This is a genomic window from Micromonospora sp. CPCC 205558 (assembly GCF_036902955.1).
GTDB lineage: Bacteria > Actinomycetota > Actinomycetes > Mycobacteriales > Micromonosporaceae > Micromonospora.
In genome coordinates, this window is sequence record NZ_JBAKHR010000011.1 from 104,857 (window position 1) to 123,432 (window position 18,576).

The window sequence follows — 18,576 nt, forward strand, 5'->3', positions numbered from 1 at the left end:
CCCCGGCCCGCTGAGTCGATCGGGCCGACCGTAGATCTTGACGAGGCCGACCCGAAAGGGGTTGTCCACTTCGGAACCGACGTCGTACGGTCCGCACCGCCGCCCGCCGCTCCGATGCGGGCACACAGCGGAGGGAAACGAAATGTCCGCGACATACCGGGCGCTCGCCTCGGTGGTCATGTTGATCGGCTTCTACGTCGTCGCGCTCCTGCAGCTCGCCGCCGTCGCCGCGCTCGGGGTCTGGCTGTTCAATCACACCAACAGCCTCGTCACCGGCAAGGTACTGCTGCCCCTGGTCGTCGCGCTGGGCGCGGTGGCCGTCGGGCTCTGGCGGGCGATGCGCGCGAAGAACGAGCCGGCCCCGGGCCTGATCCTCACCGAACGGGAGGCCCCGGGCTTGTGGGCCGCCGTCCGCGAGCTGGCGACCGCCGTCGACACCCGCGCCCCGGACGAGATCCGGCTGGTGCCCGAGGTGAACGCCGCGGTCGCCGAGCAGAGCCGACTGCTCGGCCTGGTTGGTGGACGACGCACCCTGTATGTCGGCCTGCCGCTGCTCCAGGCGTTGCGGATGGACCAGTTGCGCTCGGTGCTCGCGCACGAGCTGGGCCACTATTCCGGCAAGCACACCCGCCTCGGCGCGGTGGCGTACCGGGGTCGGCTGGCAATCGCGGAGACGCTGAGCCGGATCAGCCCACGCAACCCGATCGGCTGGGTCTTCAAGGGCTACTCGCGGCTCTACCTGATGGTGGACAACGCCGCGTCCCGCCGGCAGGAGCTGGAGGCCGACCGGTCCTCCGTACTGCTGGCCGGGCCTGACGCCGCGACCTCCGCGCTGCGTGCCCTGCCGGCGCTCGACGCTGCCTGGGGCTTCTTCATGCGCCGGTACGTCGAGCCGGGCTGGTCCGCCGAGCTGGCGCCGGACGACCTCTTCGGCGGCTTCGGCCAACTGCTGCGCGGCCGGCAGGACGAGATCGCCCAGCTGCGGGAGAACACCCCCGACCGGAAGCCATCACGGTGGAACACCCACCCGCCGATCGGCGTCCGGGTTGCCGCGATGGCGGGTCTGCCGGCGGGAGCGGCCACGTCCGACGACCGGCCCGCCGCGCTGCTGCTCGCCGACATCGACACCGCCGGTCGGCAGTTGCAGGGCATCGTGGTCGACCACGGCCACCGTCAGCTGCTGCCCTGGCCGCAGTTCATCGCCGCGGCGGTCGCGGCCGGGGTGCAACGGCAGTCGGACAGCGTCTACCGGGCGGTGGGGCGTTTCACCGGCGTCAGCGGGCCGGGCCTCACGACGGTGCTGGACCTGGTGCGCTCCGGCCGGTTGGGCGAGTTCGCCGAACAGTTCTTCGGCGACGCCACCGACGAGGAGGCCGCCGCCCGGTTCGCCGGGACGATGGAGACGCTGCTCGACAACGCGGCCGTCCGCTCCGGTCGGGCCCACTGGCAGCTCTCCTGGTCCGGCCCGGCCCAGCTCGTCGGGCCGGAAGGGCAACCATGGGACCTCGCCGAGATCGCCAAGCTGGCTGTCGCGCCGCAAACCCTGGACGTGGCGCTGGCCCGCCTCGCCGAGTTGGGCATCGACCCCGCCGGCGCGACGGTGGTGGAGGACCGGGTCTCCGGGCGGGACGCCGACCTGATCGGCGCACTGGCCAACATCAAGATCGACGGTACGGAGCACGACGTCCTCGTCCTCGACCGAGGGCTGGTCCTGGTCGCCGACCCCGGCAAGGCCAGTCAGGGCGAGAAGAGGCTCCGCGAATTGGTCGGCTCGGTGCCGATCGCGGAGCTGGCCGCCCGGCACACGTTCCTGCCGTACGAGGAGATCGTCTCCGTGGACGTCAAGCGGGAGGTGCCGCTGAAGGCGGAGCTGACCATGCACGACGGCCGGGTGCTCGCCATCCAGGAGCTGTACTCCAGCGAACTGCTGGAGAAGCAGAGCCGGAACACCCTGCTGCGGGTCTTCCGCCAGATCAGCGACTGACGCGTGCGGGCGGTCGACCTACCGGATCGACCGCCCGGACCGCGATCAGGCGAGGCGGGCCGCGACGCTGGCGATGTGCTCGTCGGACTCGGTCAGCGCGACCCGGACATACTGCCCGGCCGTGGGGCCGTAGAAGACGCCGGCGGCGACCAGGATGCCACGTCGGGCCAGCCAGTCGACCGTCTGCCAGCAGTCCTCACCCCTGGTCAGCCAGAGGTAGAGGCCCGCCTCGGAGTGCTCGACGGTGAACCCGGCACCGGTGAACGCCGCGGTGAGCACCTCCCGCCGGGCGCGGTAACGCTCCCGCTGCTCCTCGGCGTGTCGCTCGTCCTCCAGCGCGGCCACCATGGCCGCCTGCACCGGCGCGGGCACGATCATGCCCGCGTGCTTGCGCACCTTGAGCAACTCGGCGACGAGCGCCGGGTCACCGGCGACGAACCCGGCCCGGTAGCCAGCGAGGTTGGACCGCTTGGAGAGCGAGTGCACGGCGAGCACGCCGGCATAGTTGCCCCCGCTGACCTGCGGAGACAGCACCGAAACGGGCTCGGCCGACCAGCCCAGGGGCAGGTAGCACTCGTCGCTCGCGACGACCGCGCCGCGTTCGCGGGCCCAGTCGACCACCTTGCGCAGGTGCGCCGCGGGCAGCACCCGGCCGGTCGGGTTGCCGGGCGAGTTGACCCAGACCAACCGGACCCGCGGGGTCGGCCCGAGCGAGGTGAGCGAGTCGGTACGGACGACGGTGGCACCGGCCAGCCGGGCGCCGTCTTCATAGGTGGGGTACGCGATCGACGGCACCACCACCACGTCACCCGGGCCGATGCCGAGCAGCGTGGGCAGCCAGGCCACCAGCTCCTTCGAGCCGATCGTCGGCAGCACACCGAGACCGTCGACGCCGGCGCCACAGGCTCGGGCCACCCACGCCGCGATGGCGGCCCGCAACGCTGGGGTGCCGGCGGTCAGCGGGTAACCGGGAGCATCGGACGCGTCAGCCAACGCCCGCCGGATCACCTCGGGCACCGGGTCGACAGGCGTACCCATGGAGAGGTTGATCAGGCCCTCCGGATGCGCCGCGGCCAGCGTGGCCGCGGCGTCCAGGGTGTCCCAGGTGAACTCGGGCAGCCGCGACGAGACCGGCGCGGGCCGGTTCAGTGCCCCTCGCCGCGTGGCGGCTGCGCGGCGACGAAGGTGGCGTCCTTCTCCACCTTGCCGATCTTCGAGGCGCCACCGGGCGAGCCCAGGTCCTCGAAGAACTCGTAGTTCGCGCCGGTGTAGTCCTTCCACTGCTCCGGGACGTCGTCCTCGTAGAAGATCGCCTCCACGGGGCAGACGGGCTCACAGGCACCACAGTCGACGCACTCGTCGGGGTGGATGTAGAGCATCCGGTTGCCCTCGTAAATGCAGTCGACCGGGCACTCCTCGATGCATGCCTTGTCGAGCACATCCACGCACGGCTCGGCGATGATGTAGGTCACCGGTCTTCTCCTCCGCAAGACACGTCGCGATCTCCCGCGACGGTAAGAGCCTAGTATCTCGCCGGGGAGGGGGTCGATCGTGCTCCGACAGCAGGATGTGGGACACCGGATCGTGGTCCGCCGGATTGTGGGGATTCGCGAGGGCCGCCCGCTATTCTCCGACGCCCTCGGCGAGTTGGTCGAGCTGAGCGAGACTCATCTCACGCTGGCCACCGCGCAGGGGCAGCTGCGGGTTCCGGTGGCGCAGGTCCACCGGGCCAAGCGTGTACCGCCGACCCGGCGGCCGACCGCCGCCGCGGTCGTGGCGTTGGAGCGGGCCGCCGACGAGGCCTGGCCGGCACCGACCCGGGGCCGGCTCGGTGACTGGTTGCTCCGGTCGGCCGAGGGCTGGACCGGGCGCGCCAATTCGGCACTGCCGATCGGCGATCCGGACCGACCACTGGCCGCAGCGGTGGACGCGGTGGAGCGCTGGTACGCCGACCTGGGCCAACCCGCGTTGATCAACACGCCGCTGCCGCTCGCCGCACCGGTCGGCGCCGAACTGGACGCCCGCGGCTGGGGCGCCCGCCCACCGACGCTGGTGCAGACCGCGCCGCTACCCTCGCTGACGTCGACACTGGGTGGCGGGTCGGCCGGCGAACGGGGTGGCGGGCAGGGCGGCGGGGTGGCCGGCGGGTCGCGCGCAGCGAGCGTCGAGCTGGCCACCGCGCCCAGCGACGCGTGGTTGGCGATCGCCGCCGGCCGCAAGGGCGGCCTTCCGGACGCCGCCCGACACGTGCTCACCGCCGTGGACCAGGTCCGCTTCGCCCACGTGTACGCCGACGGCGCGCTGGTGGCCGTCGGCCGCGGCACGGTGACCGGCCAGGGGCGTTGGCTGGGCCTGAGCCTGATCGAGGTCCTGCCGGCGGCCCGCCGACAGGGGTTGGCCCGCCGCGTGATCCACGACCTGGCCAGTTGGGGGGCGTCCAGCGGCGCGACGCACGCGTTCCTTCAGGTCGAGCAGCGCAACACGGCGGCGGTCGCGCTCTACCAGCGACTCGGCTTCGTCACCCACCACACCTACCTGACCCGGGTCGCCCCGAACTGACCCAGGCCCGGCCCGGCCCGACTCGGCCCGGCAGGGCCGGCTGGGTCAGCGGCGGACGACCCGGCGGGGCTTGGCGGCCTTGACCTCCGCGTACCGCTTGAGCTGCTGAGAGCGGTAGTCACGGCCGAGCGCGGTGAGCACCAGGTAACCGATCAACAACCCCGCGCCGCTGGCGAGCAGGTAGAGCCAGATCTGGGCGAAGAAGGTCGCCGCACCGCCGGCGAACGGGTTGTGACCGACCAGCAGGGCCCCGACCAACACGGTCAGCAGCATCGCCACCGGCACCACGAGGGCCATGTCAGCGGCCCAACCCGCCAACGGCCGGCGACGACCCCAGCGGAAGGCGACCACGGCGAGGATCAGCCCGATCACCGCGAACATCGCCAGCGACACCCGGTCGGCGGCGGTGTCGTCACCGTCGAAGCCGAACTGGGTGATCAGTCGGGCGACCACGTTGACCGCGAACAGCGCCGCTACGAGCACCCCGAGGTCACGCCACCGTTTGTCCATCGCCGGACCCTCCTGCCGTACGCCCCATCGTGGGGACCGCATCCCTGGCAGGAATATCTACCATCCTTACCTGGGAGACGTCATCAGCCCGACGTCCGCCGACGAAGCAGCCGGGCGTCAGCTGCCGAGCAGCGGCGGCTGCGGGGCGAGGATCTGCCGGAAACCCATCACCGCGAACGTCATCGCGCCCGCCACGATCATGGCCAGCCCGACCCAGTTGTCGCCGGCCAGCAGCAGGTCGCCCTCGTTGGTCCGGATGGCCGCGACCGCCATCAGCGCGAACCACGGCACCGCCGGCAGCGCCACCGCCCAGCGACGGCCGACCGCCTCGTACGCGAACCAGCTCAAGATGATGTTGGCGCCGATGGCGAGGAGCACCGACACGCCGATCAGTTGCCCGCCGACGCGGGCTGTTGCGAGCAGCAGCTCCAGCACGCCGGTCACCACGCCGGCGACGACCACGACGACCGCGCCGACCAGCCGGATGCCCAGGTCCAGCAGGCGCGGCGGTGGCCCCGCCGGCGGCGGAGCTTCCTGATCGTCGAGGACCGTCATCGGTGCGGCCGGCAGGGTCACCGCAGACCCGCCGCCGCGACCGGGGACCGGTCCGGGGCGGCCTCCGCAGGCAGGCCGGCGAAGAGGTCGTCCTCCCAGCCGTACGGCCCGGTGCCCGGCCCCTTCTCGCCGACCGCGAGGGTGAAGAACTCCACGCCCATGAACTCGCCGCCGAAGTTGCCCGCGATCGAGTAGAGCCAGGAGTTGGCCGGGATCTGAGTGGCGTGCGCCCGCATCGCGGCCTCCTTGGCCAGGTGCTGGTCGGTGCCGTCGATTCGGGCGGCGATCTGGGCGTCCGGGGTGCCGAAGGGCAGGTCGGCGATGTCCTCGATGCCGCCGAACGGGTTGTCGGCGGACTCGGCGAAGTGCGCCATGCCGGCCTCCAGGACGCTGAGCGGCATGGCCGTCCAGTAGACCTTGACCGGGGCGCAACCCTCGGCGGCGGCCAGCTCGACGGCGCGCATGGCCACCCGGTGCGCCTGGATGTGGTCGGGGTGGCCGTAGAAGCCTTTCGGGTCGTATGTGACGAGCACCTGCGGGCGTACCTCCCGCATGATCTCCACCAGATGCCCGGCGGCCTCGTCGAGGTCGGCCTGCCAGAACGCCCGGGGGTGCTCGTTGGTCGCGAGCCCCATCATCCCGGAGTCGCGGTAGCGCCCGGCACCGCCGAGGAAGCGGTGGTCGCTGACGCCGAGCGCGGCGCACGCGGCGGCCAGCTCGGCGACGCGGTACCCGCCGAGCTGGTCGGCCTCGGCGGCGGCGAGCTGGGCCAGCGCTGGCACGTGGATCTCGCCCTCCTCGCCGAGCGTGCAGGTCACCAGCGTGACGTGCGCGCCGGCGGCGGCGTAGTGGGCCATCGTCGAGCCGGTGCCGATCGACTCGTCGTCGGGGTGCGCGTGGACCAGCAGCAGGCGGCGGTCGGGCAGCATCGTCACGACGGTCACTCTAACTGGCGGTTCGGCCCAGCCAAGGCTGACGCGTCCACCCAGGTCGGCCACATCACCCCCGCTCCGGCTCTACGATTTGGCGTGTGGACTTTCCGGAGCTGGCCGCCCGCACCCGCCGGTTCAGCCACGGCGCGCCGCGCGCTGTCTCAGTGGCTGAGGACGGCTCCCGGGTGATCTTCCTGCGCTCCGCCGGGCCCGAGGATCCGGCGGACGCGCTCTGGCTGCTGGACGTGGGCACCGGCGAGGAGCGGCTGGTCGCCGATCCGGCGACCCTGCTGGGCGAGGGCGGGGATGCCCGGTCCCTCTCCCCCGGTGAACGCGCGCTGCGCGAGCGGCTGCGGCTCAGCGCCGCCGGCATCGGCTCGTACGCGTTGGACGCGGCCGGCCGGGTTGCGGTGTTCGCGCTGGCCGGGCGGCTGTTCCGGGCCGACCTGGTGCACGGCGACGTGGTGGAGGTGGCGGCCGTCGGCCCGGTGCTGGACCCACGTCCGGACCCGAGCGGGCAACGGCTGGCGTACGTGACGGACGCGGCCGACGGGGTGCGTCGGGGTGAGCTGCGGGTGATCGACCCCGACGGCACCGACACCCTGCTGGCCGGCGAGGACGCCGGGGTGAGCTGGGGGTTGGCCGAGCACATCGCGTCGGAGGAGTTCGGCCGGTATCGGGGGTACTGGTGGGCGCCGGACGGTCGTTCGGTGCTCGCTGCCCGGGTCGACGAGTCCCGCCTGGAGCGGTGGCACCTGCACGACCCGGCGCAGCCGGCCAGCCCGCCGACGGCCGTCGCGTACCCCCGGGCTGGTGGGCCGAACGCGGAGGTCAGCCTGCACCTACTGGACCTGGACGACGGCTGGGTCGACGTGCACTGGGACCGGGAGACGTACCCGTACCTGACCGGGGTCAGCTGGGGTGAGGGCAGCCCGTTGATCACCGTGCTGCGCCGCTCGCAGCAGCACGGGTTGGTGCTGGCGGTGGACCCACGAACGGGTGAGACGCAGGTGCACGCCGAGCTGGCCGATCCGCGCTGGGTCGAACCGATCGCCGGCACCCCCGCCCATCTGCCGGACGGCCGGGTGCTGGTCGGCGGGGAGCTGGCCCACGACGGGTACGACGCCCGGTGCCTGTTCGCGGACGGCACCCTGCTCACCCCGCCGTCGCTGTACGTGCGGCGGGTGGTTGGTCGGCTGCCGGCCGCCGCCGGCCCGGCCGACCTGCTGGTGGAGGCGAGCGACGGCGAGCCGAGCGAGCGCCACCTGTTCCGGATCCGCACCACCATCGGCGGCGGGGTGGACGCGCGCCGGCTCACCACCGACTCCGGCTGGTACACGGCCTCGGTCGGCGGGGACGTGCTGGCCGTCGGCGTCGCCTCTCTCGATCACGCCGGGGTGCGCTGGACGGTCCGCCGCGGCAATCAGGAGATCGCCGAGCTGCGCTCGTTCGCCGCCACCCCGCCCTACTCGCCGCTGCCGCTGCTGGAACGGGTGACCGATCGGCGGCTGCCGGCGGCGGTGCTCTACCCGGACAACCACGTGACGGGCCGGCGGCTGCCGGTGCTGCTGGACATCTACGGCGGCCCCGGGCACCAGGAGGTCGTGGCGGCGCGGGCCGCGTGGTTGGAGCGGCAGTGGTGGGCCGACGCCGGCTTCGCGGTGGTCACCATCGACAACCGGGGTACGCCGGGCGTGGCGCCGTCGTTCGAGAAGGCGATCCACCGGCGGGTCGCCGACGTGATCCTCGCCGACCAGATCGACGCGCTGACCGCGCTCGCCGGTAAGCACCCCGATCTGGACCTGGAACGGGTGGCGGTGCGCGGCTGGTCGTTCGGCGGGTGGCTGGCCGGGTTGGCGGTGCTACGCCACCCGGAGCTGTTCAAGTGCGGCATCGCGGGCGCCCCGGTGACCGACTGGGCGCTGTACGACACCGCGTACACCGAGCGTTATCTGGGGTTGCCGGAAGACGGCCTGGACATCTACGCGCACCACTCGCTGGTCGAGTTGGCCGCCGAGCCGGTCACCAGCCCGGACCAGGCCCGCCCTTTGCTGCTGGTGCACGGGATGGCGGACGACAACGTGGTGGCCGCGCACACGTTGCGGCTCTCCGCAGCTCTGCTGAGCGCCGGCCGACCGCACGCCGTGCTGCCGTTGACCGGGGCCACCCACATGGCCGCGAACGGCACCGCCGAGCGGCTGCTCCCCCTGGAGCTGGAATTTCTCCGTACCCATCTGCGGTGAACGGCGCAATCACCACCGTTCCACGAGGTGTTCCCGGCCCGGCGGCGGGTCGTACGGCTCGGGCCAGTAGTCGATGATCTTGGCGATCAGCCCGTCTTCGGAAATCTCCAACCAGACGCACGCCTCCTGCTGCTCAACACCGACCCGAACGTCGAGCAACAGGGCAGCGAGGCGGCCATCGGCGATCACCCGTCGCGGGTGCAGGTGCCAGTCACCGGGGTACTCAATGTTGAACCGCAGAAAAGCGTCCCTGCCGCGAATGCGCTCCCGGGTCTGCGGCATCTCGTAGACCACATCATCGGTGAGCAGGGTGGCCAACCCGGCCCAGTCGCGGCGCTCCAGAAGATCGACGTAGGCGTGGGCGGTCTGCCGCGCCATCGAGGTGTCATCCACGGCCCGGACCCTAACCTCCACCAACGACAACGTGGCGAGCCCTGATCCGCCCAACGACAACGTGGCAAGCGCTGCGTCCCGCCCAACGACAACGTGGCGAGCGCCGATCCGCCCAACGACGACCTACCTGCTCACGGCCGAACCACCAAGATCACCTGGAGTGAGCCGCCCTGCTTCCGCACCCGAGAGTGACCGCGACTCGGGGTACTCGCCGCTGGCGCGCACTGCATTCGTGAATCTTGGACACTTTCCGTTCGCGCCTAACGGAAAGTGTCCAAGATCTCCTGTGGCGCCTGCCCGCCGCCCAGTTCTCCGTTGGCTGCGAACGGCACCGCCGAGCGGCTGGCAGCGGCGCGACCAGTTCACGGCCACCACTCACCCCTACCGGACCGCGACGGCGACGGCGACGGCGACGACGGCGACGGCGACGACGGCCCGAACGTCAGTCCGTTCCCCCTCCGCCACCGCCGGTATCGAAGTTCGCGGCGTCTCCATAGGTGGCGTTCTCGATGATGGCGGCAGAGTGCCGGTCGGGAACGCCGCGGCCACGATGGAAGGTGTCGTGACTAGAGCGCGGCGAGTTACGACGCATGGCTCGCATGGCGGCTCGCGCGAGGGCTGCCGTCTCCTCGGCGCTGAGTGGCCGACGACGTCTGCGCTTGAGCATGAGGACCGTGACACCCGTCGCGAGCCCGATGCCGGCGATCAAGAGATACCACTGCATGTCATCACGGTAGGAGACGCCCGCATCTGGCCCTGCTTGGTGTCCGGCAACCACCTCGTGACCGCTCAGTCGGCGCCCGGTTCACCGAGGACGGTTTCGCGGAATGACGCCACCACGGGCCGAAGATCGACCCGGTGCCACGCGGCCCACAGCTGCACGGACCCCCCGTACCAGGGAATTTCCCGCACCACGATGCCCTGGGTCGTGCCACGCACCATGCTCCGCTGCACGAGCGCGAGGCCGAGACCGGAGGCGACCAGGCCCAGCGCGGTGAGCGGATCGGCCGCGTTGAGGCCGATGTCCGGCGTGAAGCCGGCGGCCACGCACGACGCGACGAACGTGTCCCGCCAGGCCGGGTCCTGTGAGTCGCCCACCGCGATCCACGGCTGCCCGTTCAGGTCAAAGGTGTAGCGGATCAAGGCACTCGCCGCGCGACACGGGGTCAGCGTCAAGGCCGCCGCGCTGCAGTTCTCTCTCGCCCACCCGGCCACGGTCGCCGCGATCCCCGGCGCCACGAAGCCCGGCCGCATCGCGGAAGACGTGGCCGCCCTCGGCGAAACGGTGCCGGCCGCCTTCTGGACGGCGCTGCGCGAGGAGAAGTTGATCGCCGACACCGCGCCCGTACCCGCAGCCTGACTTTCTGAGGAGAATCCCGTGGCCACCGCCACCGAGTTCATTGACATCCCCGTTACGCCAGAGCGCACCTGGCAGCTCATCGGCGGCTTCGACTCGCTTCCCGACTGGCTGCCCTACATCCCCAGCAGCGAACTCAGCGAGGGCGGACGCGTCCGCACCCTCAAGAACGAGGACGGCGGCGTCATCGTCGAGCGCCTCGAAGCCTTCGACAACGAGGCCCGCAGCTACAGCTACTCCATCCTCCAGGCGCCATTCCCCATCACCGACTACCTCTCCACCATCACGGTGCACGAGGTGCCCGGACAGGACGGGGCCCGCGTGCAGTGGTCCGGCACCTTCACGCCGGTTGGCGTCACCGATGCGGAGGCCGTCGCCCTGTTCCGCGGCATCTACCGGGACGGCCTGGCCGCACTGCACCAGACACTCACCGCGAATGCCGCCTGAGAGTTCAGGGATCTCGTCGAGACACCGCAGATGCGGGCGATCAGGCGCGCTCGCCCACCGAGGTCCGGTCTCGTGACCTGTCCAGCAGAACAGAAGGGCCCCCTCCCGACGGCGTTGTCGGGAGGGGGACCCCTGAGGCTCACCGGACACGTACGCCCGGGTCCGTCACGCTGGCTCGATGGGCAGCCACAGTTCGCAGGTCGCGGTGCTGAAGTCCTCCGCCCGGTCGAGGATGGCAACCACCGAGGGGCCCGGCCGCAGTCGCCACGGGTTGGACGGGAACCACTCGGTCGCGGTCGCCGCCCAGGCTGTCTGCAGGGCCTGCGGGTGGGGTCCGGCGGTGCGGAACACCGCCCACTGGCCGGCCGGCACCTCGATGGCGTCGAGGTCGTCGGGGACCGGCGTGTCTCGGGACACCGCGACCCCGTGCAGGTAGGTCAGTTCGCTGCCCTCGGTGGCCTCGGCCTCGACGTCGTCGCTGACCTGTAGCAGCCCGGCGGGTTCGGTGTCGCTGAGTGCCTTGAGCCGGAGATGCTCCTGCGGTGGCAGTCCGGCGATGTGCTGCTGGATGTGTGGGTTGATGCCGTGGTGGATGAGTGGGACCCGGGCCGCGTGTCCGACCAGCCGGAACGTGGGGCGGTCGACGATGCGGGTATGCATGGGGATGATCCCTTCGACGGTCAGGCGGAACCTGAGCTGCGGTTGTGTGCGAAGGGGGCCTCCATCGCGGCGTACGTCGCCGGGGCTGGCACCGTGGACCGCCCGGAACGCACGTCCGAACGCCTCGGTCGAGCCGTATCCGTGTCGGACGGCGATGCTCAGCAGGTCGTCCTCGCCCCGAACGATGTCGGCGGCGGCGACGGTCATGCGGCGTCGGCGCACGTACTCGGACAGCGGCATGCCGGCCAACGACGAGAACATCCGGCGCAGGTGGTACTCGGTGGTGCCGACTGCCCTGGCCGCTGCGTTGACGTCGAATTCCTCGGTGAGGTGCTCTTCGAGTAGGTCGACAAGCTGGTTGAGTGCCGCGATCACGAGGCCTCCTTTCGACGTCAAGCCTGACCGAAGGGCCCTGCCGCGCACCCGACCGTAGCGGTCCGATCTGATCAGGTGGCCGGACTTCCGAACGACGACAGGGCCCCCTCCCGACGGCGTTGTCGGGAGGGGGCCCCTGAATCTCTGCGGTGTGCCTTACGGCTTGACGTGCGCGTTCACGAACGACGGGTAGCCGAAGACGCTGGAGATGAAGACTCCGCCGGCCTTGGAGCCGTGCACGTTGTAGGCCACGTCGACGTAGAGCGGCACCACCGGCGCGTACTCCTTCATGATCCGCTCGTCGAGCTTGGCCCACTCCGGGCCCTGCTCGGCCGGGGCCAGCGCCAGGATGCGGTCCATCTCGGCGTTGATCGTCGGGTCGTTGAAGTAGGACTGGTTGCTGTTGCCCTCGGCCTTGATGGTGCGGCCGTCGTAGAGCACCGGCAGGATCGACGCGCCGCTCGGCCAGTCCGCCGCCCAGTTACCGATGTACAGGTCCCAGGGGTTGTCCTTCTTCTTGATCTCGTCGAGCTTCGCGTCGTCGGAGATGTTCCGCAGCGTGATCTTGAAGCCGGCCCGTTCCAGGTTGGCCTTGAGCTGGGCACCCTGCTGCTGCTCGGTCGAGTTGTCGGCGACACCGAGGACCAGCTCGGGCGTCTGACCGCCGAGCAGCTCCTTGGCCTTGGCGACGTCACCGTTGGGTCCCGCCGGGTACGCCTCGTACGCCTTGTAGCCGATCGTGGCCGGCGGCATGAGCGTGGTCAGCGGCGCGGCGACGGTCTGCCCGCCGAGCGCCTTGATCATGCCCTCGCGGTCGATGGCGTAGTTGAGCGCCTGGCGGACCTTGAGGTCCTTGACCCGCTGGTTGTTGATGACGAGCTGGTTGGCGCTCGGCGTCGGCGACAGGATGCTGCGCGACTTCAGCGTGGCGTCACCGACCACCTTGGCGACCAGCGAGGCGGGCACGGCGTTGAAGGCGAGCGCGCTCTGGTCGGCGCCGTTGTCGGCGATCACCCGGTTGTTGGCGGCGTCCGCGGTGGGGCCGAAGGTCCAGACGAACTGGTCCGGGTACTGGTGCCGCACCGGGTCGGTGTTCGGGTCCCAGTTGGTGTTGCGGTCCAGGGTGAGCTGCACGCCGACCTGGTTCTTGGCGATCTTGTACGGGCCGGACGAGAACGGCTGCTTGTCCAGGTCGACGCCGGTGTCCTTGTCCGCCGGCAGCGGCGCGGTGGTCGGCAGCGAGACCGCGAACGGCAGGTCGCAGCGGGGCTTGGCGAACTCGAAGCGCAGCGTCTTGTCATCCGGCGTGCTCAGGCCCGGCGGCAGCGACGTCTTGTCCTTCTTGAAGTCCCACTTGGTGTCGAACTGCGGGCTGTCGGCCAGCCACTCCTGGATGTAGGTCGGGCCGCCGGACAGGTCCGGGTCGAAGGAGCGGGCGATGCCGTACGCGATCTCCTTGGAGGTGATCGGGCGACCGTCCTCGAACTTCACCCCGTCCTTGACCTTGAACTCCCAGACCTTGCAGTCGCTGTTGACGTTCTTGCCCGGGGTCTCGGCCAGGTCGCCCACCAGGACCAGGCCGCCCTTGCCGTCGTCCTTCCAGGTGGTCAGGTAGCGGGCGAAGAGCGGGTTGGCCATCAGACCGGCAAACGAGTACGTCCGCTGCGGATCCAGGTGGGAGATCGGCGACTCCCGGATGATGGTGAAGGTGCCGCCCTTCGCAGCGCCGCTCACCTCGGCCGCCGGCCCCTGCGAGTCCTTGGGGTCGGTCGCGATGACCCCGGTCTGCTGCCGTTCGGTGTCCACAGTGGTGCCCTCGCCCGTGTTCTTCGAGCACGCACCCAATGCCACAACCAGAGCGATCGCGCCGCCTGCGGCAACCGCCACGCGTGGTCGCATGAAGTACCCCCTTCACCCATGTGCCGTGCGGTTTCGTCGGGGCGAGAACCACCGACGTCCCGAGGATCGTAAGGAAGAAAACCTACGATTTATGTAACAGTTGTCGATAAATTTTGCCAGCACCGTGCCCTGGTCACCGACGGCTCAACGCAACCGCACCCGGGGGTCGATGGTCGCGTAGAGCAGGTCCACCAGCACGTTCGCCAGCACCACGAAGACCGCGGCGATCAACACGGTGGCCATGATGGTGGGCAGGTCACCTGAACGCACCGCGTCCACGGCCGTACGCCCCAGCCCCTGGATGCCGAACGTCGTCTCGGTGATCACCGTCCCGCCCAGCGCCCCGCCCACGTCCAACCCGGCGATCGTCACCACCGGTGTGATCGCCGCGCGCAGCGCGTGTCGCCCGTACACGGTGGGTTTGGCCAGGCCCTTGGCCCGCGCGGTCCGGACGAAGTCCTCCGACAGCGTCTCCAACATCTGCGCCCGCGACAACCGGGCGTAGATGGCCGAGAAGAGGAAGGCCAGCGCCACCCAGGCCAGCACCAGCCCGCTGGCCCACTTCGCCGGGTTGTCGAATATCGAGGTGTAGCTCGGCACCGGCAACAGCCGCAGGTTGTAGACGAACACCAGCAGCAGCACCGCACCCACGAAGTACAGCTGCAACGACGCGCCGGTCAACGAGAAACCGATCGCCAGCCGATCCAGCCAGGTGCCCCGACGCAGCGCGGACACCATGCCGAGCCCCACGCCGAGCAGCAACCAGAGGATGGCCGCCGGGATCACGATGCTCAGCGTCACCGGCAGCACCCGGGCGATGGTGTCCGAGACGGCTTCGTTGGTGACGTACGACCAGCCCAGGCAGGGCGCGTCACACCGGCCACCCTGGGCGCTGCCCAGGTCCCGACCGGTCACGATGCCCTTCATGTAACCGGCATACTGGCTGATCAGCGGGTCGTTCAGGCCCAGATCGTCGCGAACCCGCTCCAGCCGCTCCGGGTTGCAGTTCTTCGAGCAGATGCTGCTGACCGGGTCGCGCGGCAGGGCGAAGAACATCAGGAAGGTCAACACGCTCACCGCGAAGAGGGTCAGCGTGGCGGAGAAGAGTCGCTTGAGCAGAAATCGCGCCATGATTTTGACCCCTACCGGGACGACTTCGGGTCGAGCGCGTCCCGCAACGCGTCGCCGAAGAGGTTGAAGGCGAACACCAGCGCGAAGATCATGATGCCCGGGAAGAACACGTACGCCGGGTCGGTCTGGAGGAAGTCCAGACTGCGGTAGATCATTCGGCCGAAGCTCGGCGTCTCGTCGCTGAGGCCGACGCCGATGAACGACAGCGCCGCCTCGCTGGTGATGAACTGCGGCACCGCCAGGGAGAACGACACCAGGATCGGCGCCCAGATGTTCGGTAGCAGCTGCCGAAAGAGCATGTGCCCCAACCCTGCCCCGCTGGCCTTGGCGGCCTCCACGAACTCCCGCTCACGCAGCGCGATCACCTGCCCGCGCACCAGCCGAGCCGTGCTGGTCCAGCCGAAGATGGCGAAGACGGCGATCAGCACCCCCACCCCGAAGGCGGACGACACCTGGCCCCGCTCGCCGTAAAAGCGCAGCGTGATGGTGGGCGTGAGCGCCAGCGCGATGATGAGGAAGGGCATGGCCAGGGTCAGGTCGGTGATCCAGTTGATCACCGCGTCGAGCCAGCCGCCGAGGTAGCCGGCGAGCGCACCCAGCACCACCCCGATCGTCGCCGTGATCAGCGCCGCCGCGAACGCGATGAACAGCGAGGTCCGCAGCCCGTAGATCAGCCGGATGAAGATGTCCCGGCCCAATCCCGGCTCCAGACCGAACCAGTGCTCGCCGGTGACACCGCCGGCGTAACCCAGGGGCATGCCGAAGCCGTCCAGCAGGTTCTGGAACTGCTCGCGCGGGCCGATCCCGTAGACCATCTCGATCAGCGGGGCGGCCAACCCCAACACCATGAAGAAGACCAGGAGTACGCCGCTGACCATCGCCGTCCGGTCGCGGCGCAGCCGCAGCCAGGCCAGCTGACCGGGCGAGCGGCCGACGACGCCCTTCGCAGCCGGCTCGCCCGGGTCGGTGCCGGACTCGATCTCGGCCAGCGCCACGCCCTCCACCGGGGACAGGCTCACGACGACACCTCCTCGATGATCGCGTCGGTCGCCCCGGCGGACGCCCCACCACCTGGGCTCGTGCTGGCCGCTTCCCCTTCGGGGCTCGTGTTGGCAGCTTCCCCTTCGGGGCTCGTGCTTTCTGCTTCCCCTTCGGGGAAGTGACACGCGGTGGCCTGGTTGCCGCCGTCGCGCGGGACCAGCGCGGGCTCCTCGGTGGCGCAGATGTCCTGCGCCTTCCAGCACCGGGTACGGAACCGGCAGCCCGACGGCGGGTCCAGCGGCGTGGGCACGTCACCGGACAGCCGGATGCGACCCGCCGGGCCGAGCTGGGTGACGTCCGGGATAGCCGAGAGCAACGCCCGGGTGTACGGGTGCTGCGGGCGCTCGTAGATGTCCGCCCGGTCGCCGATCTCCACGATCCGGCCCAGGTACATGACCGCGACCCGCTGACAGAAGTGCCGGACCACGGCCAGGTCGTGCGCGATGAAGACGAAGGCCAGGCCAAGCTCCCGTTGCAGATCGCGCAGCAGGTTGACGACCTGCGCCTGGATCGAGACGTCCAACGCGCTCACCGGCTCGTCCGCGACGATCAGCTTCGGGCGCAGGGCCAACGCGCGGGCGATGCCGATGCGTTGACGCTGACCACCGGAGAACTCGTGCGGGTACCGGTTGTAGTGCTCGGGGTTCAGCCCGACCAGCTCCAGCAACTCCTGCACCCGGGCCTTGATCCCGCCCGGCGGCTTGATCCCGTTGACCTGCAGGGGCATCGCCACGATCCGGCCCACGGTGTGCCGGGGGTTCAGCGAGGCGTACGGGTCCTGGAAGATGATCTGCAGTTCCTGGCGCAGTGGGCGCAACTCGCGGCGGCCGGCGTGGGTGATGTCCCGCCCGTCGAACTCGATGCTGCCGCTGGTCGGCTCCAGCAGCCGCACCAGCATCCGGCCGGTGGTGGTCTTGCCGCAGCCCGACTCCCCCACCAGGCCGAGCGTCTCGCCCGGGCGCACGTCGAAGTCGAGCCCGTCCACCGCCCGCACCAGACCGGTGGCGCGCAACCCCTGGCGTACCGGGAAGTGCTTGCTCAGCCCGCGTACCCGCAGCAGCGGTTGGTCGGTCACAGGGCCACCCCCACGGATGCGATGTCCTCGGCGTAGAACGTGGCACGCTCCTCGGCGCTGAGGTGGCAGGCCACCAGGTGGCCGTCCGCTCCGGCCGGGCGCAACTCGGGCACCTCGCTGCGGGAGCGGCTGCCGGCCCGGTCGGCGTAGCGGCAGCGCGGGTGGAAGGCGCAGCCGGACGGCAGGTTGATCAGGCTGGGCGGGTTGCCGGGGATGGGCACCAGGTCCGCGTCCGCGTCGCCGTGCAGCGACGGCACGCTGGAGAGCAACCCCCAGGTGTACGGATGCTGCGGCGCCCGGAGCACCTGCTCGACGCTGCCCCGCTCGACGGCACGCCCGCCGTACATGACCAGCACGTCGTCGGCGACCTGGCCGACCACGCCGAGGTCGTGGGTGATCAGGATGATCGCCGAGTGGAACTCGGCCTGGAGGTCGGCCAGCAGGTCCAGGATCTGCGCCTGGACGGTGACGTCCAGCGCGGTGGTCGGCTCGTCGGCGATCAGCAGTGCCGGGTCGTTGACCAGCGACATCGCGATCATCGCCCGCTGGCGCATGCCACCGGAGAACTCGTGCGGGTACTGGTCGAAGCGGCGCGCTGGCTGCGGAATACCGACCCGGTCCAACATGTCGACCGCCCGCTGGCGGGCTTCGCGCCGGTTGGCCTTCGGGTGGTGCACCCGGTACGCCTCGGCGATCTGCCGGCCCACCGAGTAGTACGGGTGCAGCGCCGACAGTGGATCCTGGAAGATCATCGCCATGTCCCGGCCGCGCAGTCGGCGTACCTCATCGTCTGCGAGACCGACCACCTGCCGGCCACCCACCGAGATCTCCCCGGTGATGGTGGTCCGTTTCGGGTCGTGCAGGCCGAGGATGGCCAGCGAGGTCACGCTCTTGCCGGAGCCGGACTCACCGACGATCCCGAGGGTGTGGCCCCGCTCGACGGCGAACGACACCCCGTCGACCGCGCGCACCACGCCGTCCTCGGTGTCGAACCGGACCCGCAGGTCACGCACCCGCAGGTAGGCGTCCTGGTCGGGGCGCTGGGCCGGCACGGTGGGACGGTCGTCCGGTTCGCCGGACGGCAACGGTTCCGAGCTGTCCACGGCCACCTCCCTCAGTGACGAAGGGAACTTACAGGAAAGTCCCGAGGGTGAAAATAAGCTACAAAGTCGGCACGTGTCAGCGGGCCCGAGCGTAACGAGTCGGCATCGGCCCCGCACCCCCGTCACCTCCCCATCCACGCCCGTTCATCTCCCGCGCTCCGTGCCCGTGCCCCACGCCCCGTGCAGCACGACAAGGTCACACTCGAACCAGGAAGTAGTGGCATCGCCGTCGCGCCGACTCCACTAAAGCCAGGATGTTGCGCGATCTTGCGAGGCGGTACGGGCCAGCATCCGGCCGGACGAACTGCTTCC

The 18,576-nt window shown here is 70.6% G+C and carries 18 protein-coding genes; 4 read left to right on the top strand and 14 right to left on the bottom strand.

Features of this window, described 5'->3' with window-relative positions; translation table 11 throughout:
- Nucleotides 1-142 precede the first annotated feature (142 nt).
- Nucleotides 143-1,984 (top strand): M48 family metallopeptidase, encoded by a 1,842-nt coding sequence (locus V6U86_RS15395; RefSeq protein WP_334503606.1) that lies wholly within the window; start codon nt 143-145, stop codon nt 1,982-1,984.
- 45 nt (nt 1,985-2,029) lie between these two features.
- Here V6U86_RS15395 and dapC read toward each other — a convergent pair whose 3' ends face one another.
- Both dapC and fdxA read right to left on the bottom strand, forming a co-directional pair.
- Nucleotides 2,030-3,133 carry a succinyldiaminopimelate transaminase gene (dapC, locus tag V6U86_RS15400; RefSeq protein ID WP_334503868.1) on the bottom strand — a complete coding sequence of 368 codons (1,104 nt, stop codon included), beginning with the start codon at nt 3,131-3,133 and terminating at the stop codon, nt 2,030-2,032.
- Nucleotides 3,130-3,456, bottom strand: a complete 327-nt coding sequence (gene fdxA / locus V6U86_RS15405; protein WP_007464872.1) for a ferredoxin — start codon at nt 3,454-3,456, stop codon at nt 3,130-3,132. Before fdxA ends, dapC begins: the two co-directional genes overlap by 4 nt.
- 79 nt (nt 3,457-3,535) lie before the next feature.
- On the opposite strand from fdxA, the gene V6U86_RS15410 reads away from it, so the two are divergent.
- Nucleotides 3,536-4,543 (top strand): GNAT family N-acetyltransferase, encoded by a 1,008-nt coding sequence (locus V6U86_RS15410; protein ID WP_334503609.1) that lies wholly within the window; start codon nt 3,536-3,538, stop codon nt 4,541-4,543.
- 45 nt (nt 4,544-4,588) lie between these two features.
- On the opposite strand, the gene V6U86_RS15415 is transcribed toward V6U86_RS15410, so the two are convergent.
- The 3 genes from V6U86_RS15415 to mshB all read right to left on the bottom strand — a co-directional run bounded on the left by V6U86_RS15415 (nt 4,589) and on the right by mshB (nt 6,552).
- On the bottom strand, nt 4,589-5,053 hold the full coding sequence (locus tag V6U86_RS15415) for a hypothetical protein (RefSeq protein WP_334503611.1): 465 nt from the start codon (nt 5,051-5,053) through the stop codon (nt 4,589-4,591).
- A gap of 117 nt (nt 5,054-5,170) precedes the next feature.
- Nucleotides 5,171-5,608: a hypothetical protein gene (locus V6U86_RS15420; RefSeq protein WP_334503870.1), complete on the bottom strand. Its 438-nt coding sequence runs from the start codon at nt 5,606-5,608 to the stop codon at nt 5,171-5,173.
- A gap of 17 nt (nt 5,609-5,625) precedes the next feature.
- On the bottom strand, nt 5,626-6,552 hold the full coding sequence (mshB, locus tag V6U86_RS15425) for an N-acetyl-1-D-myo-inositol-2-amino-2-deoxy-alpha-D-glucopyranoside deacetylase (protein WP_334503613.1): 927 nt from the start codon (nt 6,550-6,552) through the stop codon (nt 5,626-5,628).
- Between the two features lie 86 nt (nt 6,553-6,638).
- Between mshB and V6U86_RS15430 the strand changes: the two genes are divergently transcribed.
- Complete coding sequence (locus V6U86_RS15430) at nt 6,639-8,783, top strand: S9 family peptidase (RefSeq protein ID WP_334503615.1); 2,145 nt, start codon at nt 6,639-6,641, stop codon at nt 8,781-8,783.
- Nucleotides 8,784-8,792: 9 nt separating this feature from the next.
- Here the strand turns inward: V6U86_RS15430 and V6U86_RS15435 are convergent, their stop codons facing one another.
- The 3 genes from V6U86_RS15435 to V6U86_RS15445 form a co-directional block, all read right to left on the bottom strand.
- Nucleotides 8,793-9,161, bottom strand: coding sequence for a nuclear transport factor 2 family protein (locus tag V6U86_RS15435; RefSeq protein WP_442934946.1), 369 nt, complete (start codon nt 9,159-9,161; stop codon nt 8,793-8,795).
- A gap of 457 nt (nt 9,162-9,618) precedes the next feature.
- Nucleotides 9,619-9,900: a hypothetical protein gene (locus V6U86_RS15440; RefSeq protein ID WP_334503619.1), complete on the bottom strand. Its 282-nt coding sequence runs from the start codon at nt 9,898-9,900 to the stop codon at nt 9,619-9,621.
- Between the two features lie 65 nt (nt 9,901-9,965).
- On the bottom strand, nt 9,966-10,577 hold the full coding sequence (locus V6U86_RS15445) for a LysR family substrate-binding domain-containing protein (RefSeq protein ID WP_334503621.1): 612 nt from the start codon (nt 10,575-10,577) through the stop codon (nt 9,966-9,968).
- Between V6U86_RS15445 and V6U86_RS15450 the strand changes: the two genes are divergently transcribed.
- Nucleotides 10,555-10,980 carry an SRPBCC family protein gene (locus V6U86_RS15450; protein ID WP_334503623.1) on the top strand — a complete coding sequence of 142 codons (426 nt, stop codon included), beginning with the start codon at nt 10,555-10,557 and terminating at the stop codon, nt 10,978-10,980. The genes V6U86_RS15445 and V6U86_RS15450 overlap by 23 nt on opposite strands.
- Before the next feature lie 165 nt (nt 10,981-11,145).
- Here the strand turns inward: V6U86_RS15450 and V6U86_RS15455 are convergent, their stop codons facing one another.
- The 6 genes from V6U86_RS15455 to V6U86_RS15480 all read right to left on the bottom strand — a co-directional run bounded on the left by V6U86_RS15455 (nt 11,146) and on the right by V6U86_RS15480 (nt 18,213).
- Nucleotides 11,146-12,015 carry an AraC family transcriptional regulator gene (locus V6U86_RS15455; RefSeq protein WP_334503625.1) on the bottom strand — a complete coding sequence of 290 codons (870 nt, stop codon included), beginning with the start codon at nt 12,013-12,015 and terminating at the stop codon, nt 11,146-11,148.
- A 156-nt stretch (nt 12,016-12,171) separates the two neighbouring features.
- Nucleotides 12,172-13,914, bottom strand: coding sequence for an ABC transporter substrate-binding protein (locus tag V6U86_RS15460; RefSeq protein WP_334503627.1), 1,743 nt, complete (start codon nt 13,912-13,914; stop codon nt 12,172-12,174).
- 144 nt (nt 13,915-14,058) lie between these two features.
- Nucleotides 14,059-15,045, bottom strand: a complete 987-nt coding sequence (locus V6U86_RS15465; protein ID WP_334503630.1) for an ABC transporter permease — start codon at nt 15,043-15,045, stop codon at nt 14,059-14,061.
- 11 nt (nt 15,046-15,056) lie between these two features.
- Nucleotides 15,057-16,064 carry an ABC transporter permease gene (locus V6U86_RS15470; protein WP_334503632.1) on the bottom strand — a complete coding sequence of 336 codons (1,008 nt, stop codon included), beginning with the start codon at nt 16,062-16,064 and terminating at the stop codon, nt 15,057-15,059.
- Nucleotides 16,061-17,161 (bottom strand): ABC transporter ATP-binding protein, encoded by a 1,101-nt coding sequence (locus V6U86_RS15475; protein WP_334503635.1) that lies wholly within the window; start codon nt 17,159-17,161, stop codon nt 16,061-16,063. The genes V6U86_RS15470 and V6U86_RS15475 overlap by 4 nt, the downstream gene beginning before the upstream one ends.
- The gene (locus tag V6U86_RS15480; protein ID WP_334503872.1) at nt 17,158-18,213 is read right to left on the bottom strand and encodes an ABC transporter ATP-binding protein; all 1,056 of its coding nucleotides are present in this window, start codon (nt 18,211-18,213) and stop codon (nt 17,158-17,160) included. Before V6U86_RS15480 ends, V6U86_RS15475 begins: the two co-directional genes overlap by 4 nt.
- Nucleotides 18,214-18,576 lie beyond the last annotated feature (363 nt).

What these genes read in the sequence shown, in the direction of transcription:
- V6U86_RS15395 (WP_334503606.1), top strand. Translation starts at nt 143, where the DNA reads ATGTCCGCGACATACCGGGCGCTCGCCTCGGTGGTCATGTTGATCGGC.
- V6U86_RS15415 (WP_334503611.1), bottom strand. Translation starts at nt 5,053, where the DNA reads ATGGACAAACGGTGGCGTGACCTCGGGGTGCTCGTAGCGGCGCTGTTC.
- V6U86_RS15420 (WP_334503870.1), bottom strand. Translation starts at nt 5,608, where the DNA reads ATGACGGTCCTCGACGATCAGGAAGCTCCGCCGCCGGCGGGGCCACCG.
- V6U86_RS15435 (WP_442934946.1), bottom strand. Translation starts at nt 9,161, where the DNA reads ATGGCGCGGCAGACCGCCCACGCCTACGTCGATCTTCTGGAGCGCCGC.
- V6U86_RS15440 (WP_334503619.1), bottom strand. Translation starts at nt 9,900, where the DNA reads ATGCAGTGGTATCTCTTGATCGCCGGCATCGGGCTCGCGACGGGTGTC.
- V6U86_RS15445 (WP_334503621.1), bottom strand. Translation starts at nt 10,577, where the DNA reads ATGAACTCGGTGGCGGTGGCCACGGGATTCTCCTCAGAAAGTCAGGCT.
- V6U86_RS15460 (WP_334503627.1), bottom strand. Translation starts at nt 13,914, where the DNA reads ATGCGACCACGCGTGGCGGTTGCCGCAGGCGGCGCGATCGCTCTGGTT.
- V6U86_RS15465 (WP_334503630.1), bottom strand. Translation starts at nt 15,045, where the DNA reads ATGGCGCGATTTCTGCTCAAGCGACTCTTCTCCGCCACGCTGACCCTC.